We start from the raw sequence: 6,353 nt of genomic DNA on the forward strand, positions 1-6,353 counted from the left end.
GCATGACGGCGGCGCTGCACGCCGGCGAGACGTTCGATGTCGTCGTCGTCGGAGCCGGCGCGGGTGGCATGACGGCGGCAACCATCGCCGCGGCTGACGGCTGCTCGGTGCTGCTGCTGGAGCAGGCCGAATTCGTCGGCGGCACCACCGCCATCTCCGGCGGCATGGTCTGGATTCCTGCCAATCACAAGGCGGCCGCGGAGGGGCGGGCGGATACGCTGGAGGCGGCGCGCACGTATTTGGACCGGACCGTGCCGGGGCAGGACCGCACGCGGCTCGAGACATTCCTTGCATTCGGCGACGAAGCCTTGCGCGATCTCGAGGTCCGCACTGCGCTGCGGCTGCAGCCGGTGCCGACCTATCCGGATTATTATCCCGACCTGCCCGGTGCCACCGCGGGAGGCAGGGTGCTTGAGCCGCTGCCATTCGATGCGCGCGGCCTCGGCGACGCCTTTGCGCTGCTGCGCGATCCGCTGCCGGAGTTCATGCTGTTCGGCGGCATGATGATCAGCCGCCAGGATATCCCGCATCTGCGCCGTGCCGGCCGATCGTTGCGCTCGGCCCTGCATGCGGCCAGGTTGATCGTGCGCTATGGCCTGCAGCGGCTCACGGCGCGGCGCGGCACGACGCTTTATCTCGGCAACGCGCTGGCGGCGCGGCTGCTGCGCTCGGCACTCGATCGTGGCGTCGTGATACGGACCGGCACCTCCGCCCAGCAGCTTGAGGCCGACGCGCAGGGCAGGGTCTCGGGGCTCGAAATTATCGATCGCTCCGGCCGCTCCTGGATCACCGCAAGGCGCGGCGTGGTGCTCGCGACCGGCGGGCTGTCGCATGATGCCGAGCTGCGCCGCTGCTATGTGCCTGAGGCCGCCGGCCTGCTGTCGGCCACCGTCGACCCCGGCGCCGCACCACGCGGTGCGCAGCTGGCCATGGCCCTGGGCGCGTGCCTGTCGGCGCCGACGAAAGCGGGCGCGTTCTGGGTGCCGGCTTCGACCTTCACACGGGCCGACGGCAGCCGTGGCGTCTTCCCGCACACGGTCACCGACCGCGCCAAGCCCGGCCTGATCGCGGTCGATGGCACCGGCCGCCGCTTCGTCAACGAGGCGGTATCCTACCATGAGTTCGTGCGCGCGCAGCTCGATCACGCTGCGGCCATTCCCGCCTGGCTGATCTGCGATCGCCGCTTCCTGTGGAGATACGGCATCGGCAAGATCAAGCCGTTCACGCGCAGTGTCGCGCGTGACGTCGCCGCGGGCTATCTCAAGCGTGCCGACAGTCTGAACGCGCTCGCGGAGACGATCGGCGTCCCGGCACAGGCATTGACTGCAACCGTCGCGGAGTTCAACGCCGGTGCGGTGCGCGGCGAGGATCCCGCCTTCGGCCGCGGCGGCAACATCTATCAGCGTGCGCTCGGCGACGCCGATCAGCATCCCAATCCCTGCGTCGCGCCGATCCTGGAGCCGCCTTTCCATGCCGTCGCGGTTTATCCGGCCGATCTCGGCATGTCTGCGGGCCTCGTCACCGATGCGCGCGGGCGGGTGTTGCGCGCGGATGGCTCATCCATTCCTGGCCTGTTCGCCTGTGGCAACGACATGGCCTCGATCATGGAAGGGGCCTATCCCGGGCCCGGAATCACGTTGGGTCCGGCGCTGGTCTTCGGCTGGCTCGTGGGCAGGAATGTCGCCGGCGGGAATGTTTGAGGGCTCTCATGCTCTTGAGCTCGCTCCAGGCATGGCTCGATGTGACCTCTCGAAGCCTGGAGGCATGAGAACGACTTGGTCACACTTCGCGGCTTGTGAAAGTCGGCCACGGGTTGTTGCCTGAAGTGGGGACGCGGCAGTGGTTAGGAGGACTGTTGTCGTTGTCCAGGGTGGGGTGGCCTTCCCCACCCGCCGCCCGGCCAACGCACGTAACTGGCTCGCTGGCGTAGTCGCGCCGCTTCGGATCCCCGCCGGCTCGCTGCTATATCGCGTGCAACACGGGATCAACTTGGGAAGTTTGCAATTGACGAACGACTCGGGGCTGCTCGAGTAGCGGACAGTGCTCGTATTTGGGCAACTCGAGATGATATGGTTGCACGTCCCCGTAACGAGGCGACTTGAGCATCATGCGCCTCTGCAGCCTTTTCCTGATATCGCCTGGCCGACGCGCTGCTTTCGGAGTTGAATTGTCGTTCCCGCTCAGCTCTCATTCATGAGCTGCTGGCACCAAGGTTAGAAGTTGCTCATTGCCGTGTAGGCAATAGCAGCCGATAGTTGCCGAACGGGCGCTCGGCATGAGCGCACAAGATATTCCTGTGGAATCAAGATCAAACCAAATCGTCGGTCTCGCGATCGGCGCCCTGAAACGATACCTGCGCAAAAGCCTTCAAGATCAACGCCTTAATCTAGCACGAGACAATCGAGTGGGAGTAGGGGGCGGCAGCGGGTCGTTAGACCCGCCAGAATGTGTCGGCTCCGGCGTTGATGGATTCCCATTCGCTGCCGTCGGGAACAGCTTTCGTCATCTGCCATAGTGTCACCAGCCGCGGCCCGTCCTGGTCTTCAATATGCTGCCCGACCCACGACGTGATCGAGTCTAGTCCGTTCCAATTCACGGAGAAGGTCACAAGCTTGCCGCTCACCCAGCCGACCAAGGGACCTTCCGCCGCAATCTGGCCGGCGTCGTTCTTATAACTCTTGTAGTGCCCCGTGAGAGTTGCCCCATTCTGATCTAGGTGCATCTCTGACCGGAGCTCATTTTTCCAGTCGCCGCCGATGTTCAGTGGTTCTGTTGCGGGCATTGAACGCGAGAGTGCTGGCTCAAGGCGCATAGAGTGTGTCCTCCTGGTTGTTTTATGCTAACCTGGCACGTCTTGGGTGACTTGGGAAGACTGATCGAGCGCTGAGCAGCAGCCGAACGTGTGACCACTGCGTTGGCCGACGCGCAGCGACCCCGACCGATAGCACGACCGTGGACTTCTATCCGTTCGACATGACGTTTCTGGGTAGCGTCGCGACGCGCATCATCAATGAGGTGAAGGGCATGAACCGGGTGGTTTATGACGTGACGAGCAAGCCGCCGGGAACGATCGGGTAGGAGTGAGGGCGTAGGCAGCCTTGAGATCATGGGTCTCGAGAAGCGCAAGTATTTCGCGCCCTCACTGAAGTTGGCTGCGGCCTGATCAAAGCTGGCGCCAATCTAGACCTGCACTCAAACAAAATGGGAATAGCTCCGCGCTAAAGAAAGCAGAACGACCAGACGTATCGTCAGCATAGGCTCTACTTCAGCCTAAAATAACGCGGATAGGCCGCAATCAGACGATTGGTGCTCCGTCGATGATTTCGTACCAGATCAATCTTCAGCCCGGCGTCCTGCTTAGCGCGCGCCGACAGCTTGGTCGGATCGCGCCGCTTGGCCTCATGGGCGTGGTAGGTCGAAGGGGCGATCGGCAAGACCTTGCAGATCGGCTCGACCCCATATGTCCCACGGTGATCGTCGATGAAGGCGATCATGGCTTGGACCGGCGGTCGAGCTCCGCCGTCGCAAAATAGGCGCTTGCCTTGCGTAGGATCTCATTGGCCTGCCGAAGCTCACGGTTCTCCCGTTCCAGGGCCTTCAGCCTCTCGGCCATGTCGGTCGGAACGGTTCAGTGGCGCGATCAGGGTGCAGGTTCTCAATGAAATTGCCAATGCCGCGCCAAAAAATGGGCACGGGACTTCGGCCGATGTCGCACGCCGAGATTTGGACGAGCTCTTGCGTTGTCTGCCTGACTTGCGCCCAGTTTCTCGGCTGTCAAAGCAGGCATTCCTCATCGTCCCAAGTGGTTAGGGTGAGGCGATCAATCGTTCAATCCGGCCCGGAGAGCCGTCGTCATGAAGAAGTTCATAATGTTCATCTGTCTCGCTCTGCCGAGTGTGTCCGCCGCCGCTGAAGTCGGATCGAAGGATCTGATCGTCGCAAGCATCAACGACTGCCTGAAAGAAGCCGTGAGCGCCGGGGGCCTGGAAGACGGCGGTGACGCCATCATTCTTGCCTGCAAAGGCGATAAGGCACACGTCCTGTTCAACATGCTGGGCGGGAAGATCCGAGCCGAGATCGTGCAGGACAAGAATGGTAAATTTGAGAACAGGCCGTTCGGCAACAACACCTGCTACCACCGGATTGAAGATGCAGGCGGCAAGACCTCTGACGAGTTCCGATGTGATCTGGTCCTCGTCACAGGGGATGTCTTCAAGAATTAGCGAGATCAGCCGAGCGATCTGGGCTTGATCAACCCGGGTTGATTACGGTGACACCCATTAGCCGGCCGTTCGTCAAGTGCCGCAGAGCTTTTTTTTTTGGCAGCGCCAGCTGCCAATTCATTCTTGTCGTCGTATCCAGCTGCGTCGTTTTGAACCGCGCCCGTTTCTTCGGTCGTTGGCTGCGCCCGCATCGCGGATCGCGCCAGACACCCATGAGGATCAAGCAGCGGCCCAATCGAGACCTTGCCCTGGCGGCATAGCCGCCCCAGAAGAACGTTGGTGCCGTCCCGCATCCAAAAGAGTTTCACAGAACCATGGCTGTCGGCGTGCCGGCGCCAATCTCCGGATGGCTTGCAGTTCGGGCGATCCGCTATCGTGCAGTTGGTGACGGCGATCCGGCGTCCAATTCAGTGCAGCTGGTTGCAGCTCCAGTCACCGTACGCGGCTCACCGGATCGTCGTCGTCCTTCAGGCAAAGCAGCGCGTTATATCGAACGGCTTGCCCTCCTTCAGGATGTGGTAGCAGGCCCGGGCCAGCTTATGCGCCAGCGCTTTGGTCGCAACGATGTTGTTGGTCCTGGCCTTCTTGCGTTCATGGAATCGGCTGGCCTCGGGGCAAAAGCGCCTGGCGAAGTTCGCCGCCTCGACGAATGCCCAGGCAAGATATTTGTTGCCGTTCTTGACGTTGCCTTCGCCTTTCTTCTTGCGATTGCTGGTGTGCACACTGTCGACGCAGCGCGCGTATGATACAAAATTGCCGACGTCAGCGAACCGTTCGATTGGACCGGTTTCCAGGAGAATGACGGTCGCTAGCGTCTGACCGATCCCTGGCACACTGGTTAGCAGGCGATATTGCGGTTGGCGTTTGACGCATTCCTGCAGGCGTATCTCGAGAACCTCGATTTGCGCCTGCAGTGTCGCAATGACGGCGACGTTCGCCTTGATTGCCAAGCCCACATCGGCGACCAACGGCAAGCTGTCAATCGTGTCGTTGGTCAGTCGCTTGATCTGGTTGCTGGTCATTCGTCTGCCCAACTGTCGGGTCAGGATGTTTTCCACCGCGAGGACATGCGCCGTGCACGAATGCACCAGCTGCATGCGCTTGCGCGCCAGATCTCGCACGACGCGGTGCTCCTTCGGCAGGATCGTTCCCGTCGGCAGGATAGCCAGCCGAAGCAAGTGAGCGAGATGCTGCGCGTCGGCCTCGTCGCCGCTGTGCTTCAGTCCTTCATATTGTTTGATAGCGGATGTGTTGGCGAGATGCACGTGGAAGCCAGCTTCCTGCAGGCCATCGACCAGCCAATACCAGTTGTAGGTCGACTCGACGACGACACCCTTCATCTCGCTTTGCCAGGGCTTCAGAAAGAGGATGATCTTGGATATCTCATTCGGCAAGCGCTTCTGTCCCACGACGCGATCCGCCTCGTCGATCACCACGATCACGCTGTTGTTGGAATGCAGATCGATCCCGCCGTACATCATCTTCGCCTCCTCGTGGTCAAAAGTGATTCGATCATTACGAACTCACTCTAGCTCCACCACCCCCGCGGTTGCGGAGGCCGGCTAGATGATCTTCAGTGCAGAAAACTCGTGAGCTTCGCTCGCTATCTCGACCGCCCTCGCTGCCCCGTTCAGCGCGGGGCCCGCGACGAAGGCCCGGGCATCCACGTCTTTCTTCGTGATGACCACGACGTGGATGGCTGTGACCGAGCATGGCCATGACGATGGGGGAGGGGCGAGGCGACTCACGGACGCCCGGTCGTCGTGCGATGGATCATCTGCCCGACGAGCAGTCCACGCATGCCCTACATGCGCCAACTGCCCGTCGTGCCAGTTTGTCGCGGACTCCTCACTTGCGTTGTCGGGCAAATCACCTCCACATTCTCGCGCATCCCGGCTCGCTGAAGAGGGACGTTTCGCGATCGTCACGAGCGTCGGGCTGGGGAGGCGATGGGCGCGTTGCTCCGCAGCCGGGTGTCAAAGCCCGCGCCGACGAACGGAGCGAGGCGACGGCGAAGTGGTGTGGTCCTGGCATCGCGGTGCTGATGCCAAGCCGGCGGTGATGATGATCCGCCGGCGACGGGGGCAAGACAGCCGATCCCCGGGGAGAGCGCCTATAACGTGCGCCGTG

4 protein-coding genes, 2 pseudogenes and 1 other annotated feature are annotated in these 6,353 nt (G+C 61.9%); of the genes and pseudogenes, 3 read left to right on the forward strand and 3 right to left on the reverse strand.

All coding sequences use genetic code 11. From position 1 onward, the window contains the following. Nucleotides 1-2 precede the first annotated feature (2 nt). Nucleotides 3-1,700: an FAD-dependent oxidoreductase gene (locus tag QW868_RS19955; RefSeq protein ID WP_316231283.1), complete on the forward strand. Its 1,698-nt coding sequence runs from the start codon at nucleotides 3-5 to the stop codon at nucleotides 1,698-1,700. Nucleotides 1,701-2,431: 731 nt separating this feature from the next. Here the strand turns inward: QW868_RS19955 and QW868_RS19960 are convergent. Continuing rightward, nucleotides 2,432-2,812, reverse strand: coding sequence for an avidin/streptavidin family protein (locus QW868_RS19960; RefSeq protein WP_315786501.1), 381 nt, complete (start codon nucleotides 2,810-2,812; stop codon nucleotides 2,432-2,434). Between the two features lie 83 nt (nucleotides 2,813-2,895). Between QW868_RS19960 and QW868_RS19965 the strand changes: the two are divergent. Then, nucleotides 2,896-3,078 (forward strand): annotated as a pseudogene (locus QW868_RS19965) (GMP synthase (glutamine-hydrolyzing)); the annotation flags it as partial. 245 nt (nucleotides 3,079-3,323) lie between these two features. Here QW868_RS19965 and QW868_RS19970 read toward each other — a convergent pair. Next, nucleotides 3,324-3,619: pseudogene (locus QW868_RS19970) on the reverse strand (IS3 family transposase); the annotation flags it as partial. Beyond that, nucleotides 3,420-3,536: a sequence feature (AL1L pseudoknot), on the reverse strand. Its footprint overlaps the pseudogene before it by 117 nt. A gap of 235 nt (nucleotides 3,620-3,854) precedes the next feature. Between QW868_RS19970 and QW868_RS19975 the strand changes: the two are divergent. After that, on the forward strand, nucleotides 3,855-4,223 hold the full coding sequence (locus tag QW868_RS19975) for a hypothetical protein (RefSeq protein WP_315739234.1): 369 nt from the start codon (nucleotides 3,855-3,857) through the stop codon (nucleotides 4,221-4,223). 467 nt (nucleotides 4,224-4,690) lie between these two features. Here the strand turns inward: QW868_RS19975 and QW868_RS19980 are convergent, their stop codons facing one another. Next, the gene (locus QW868_RS19980; protein WP_316231284.1) at nucleotides 4,691-5,704 is read right to left on the reverse strand and encodes an IS110 family transposase; all 1,014 of its coding nucleotides are present in this window, start codon (nucleotides 5,702-5,704) and stop codon (nucleotides 4,691-4,693) included. Nucleotides 5,705-6,353 lie beyond the last annotated feature (649 nt).

It is taken from the genome of Bradyrhizobium sp. SZCCHNR1051, from assembly GCF_032489615.1.
In the GTDB taxonomy this organism is placed as follows: Bacteria; Pseudomonadota; Alphaproteobacteria; order Rhizobiales; family Xanthobacteraceae; genus Bradyrhizobium.

What these genes read in the sequence shown, in the direction of transcription:
- QW868_RS19955 (WP_316231283.1), top strand. Translation starts at nt 3, where the DNA reads ATGACGGCGGCGCTGCACGCCGGCGAGACGTTCGATGTCGTCGTCGTC.
- QW868_RS19960 (WP_315786501.1), bottom strand. Translation starts at nt 2,812, where the DNA reads ATGCGCCTTGAGCCAGCACTCTCGCGTTCAATGCCCGCAACAGAACCA.
- QW868_RS19975 (WP_315739234.1), top strand. Translation starts at nt 3,855, where the DNA reads ATGAAGAAGTTCATAATGTTCATCTGTCTCGCTCTGCCGAGTGTGTCC.
- QW868_RS19980 (WP_316231284.1), bottom strand. Translation starts at nt 5,704, where the DNA reads ATGATGTACGGCGGGATCGATCTGCATTCCAACAACAGCGTGATCGTG.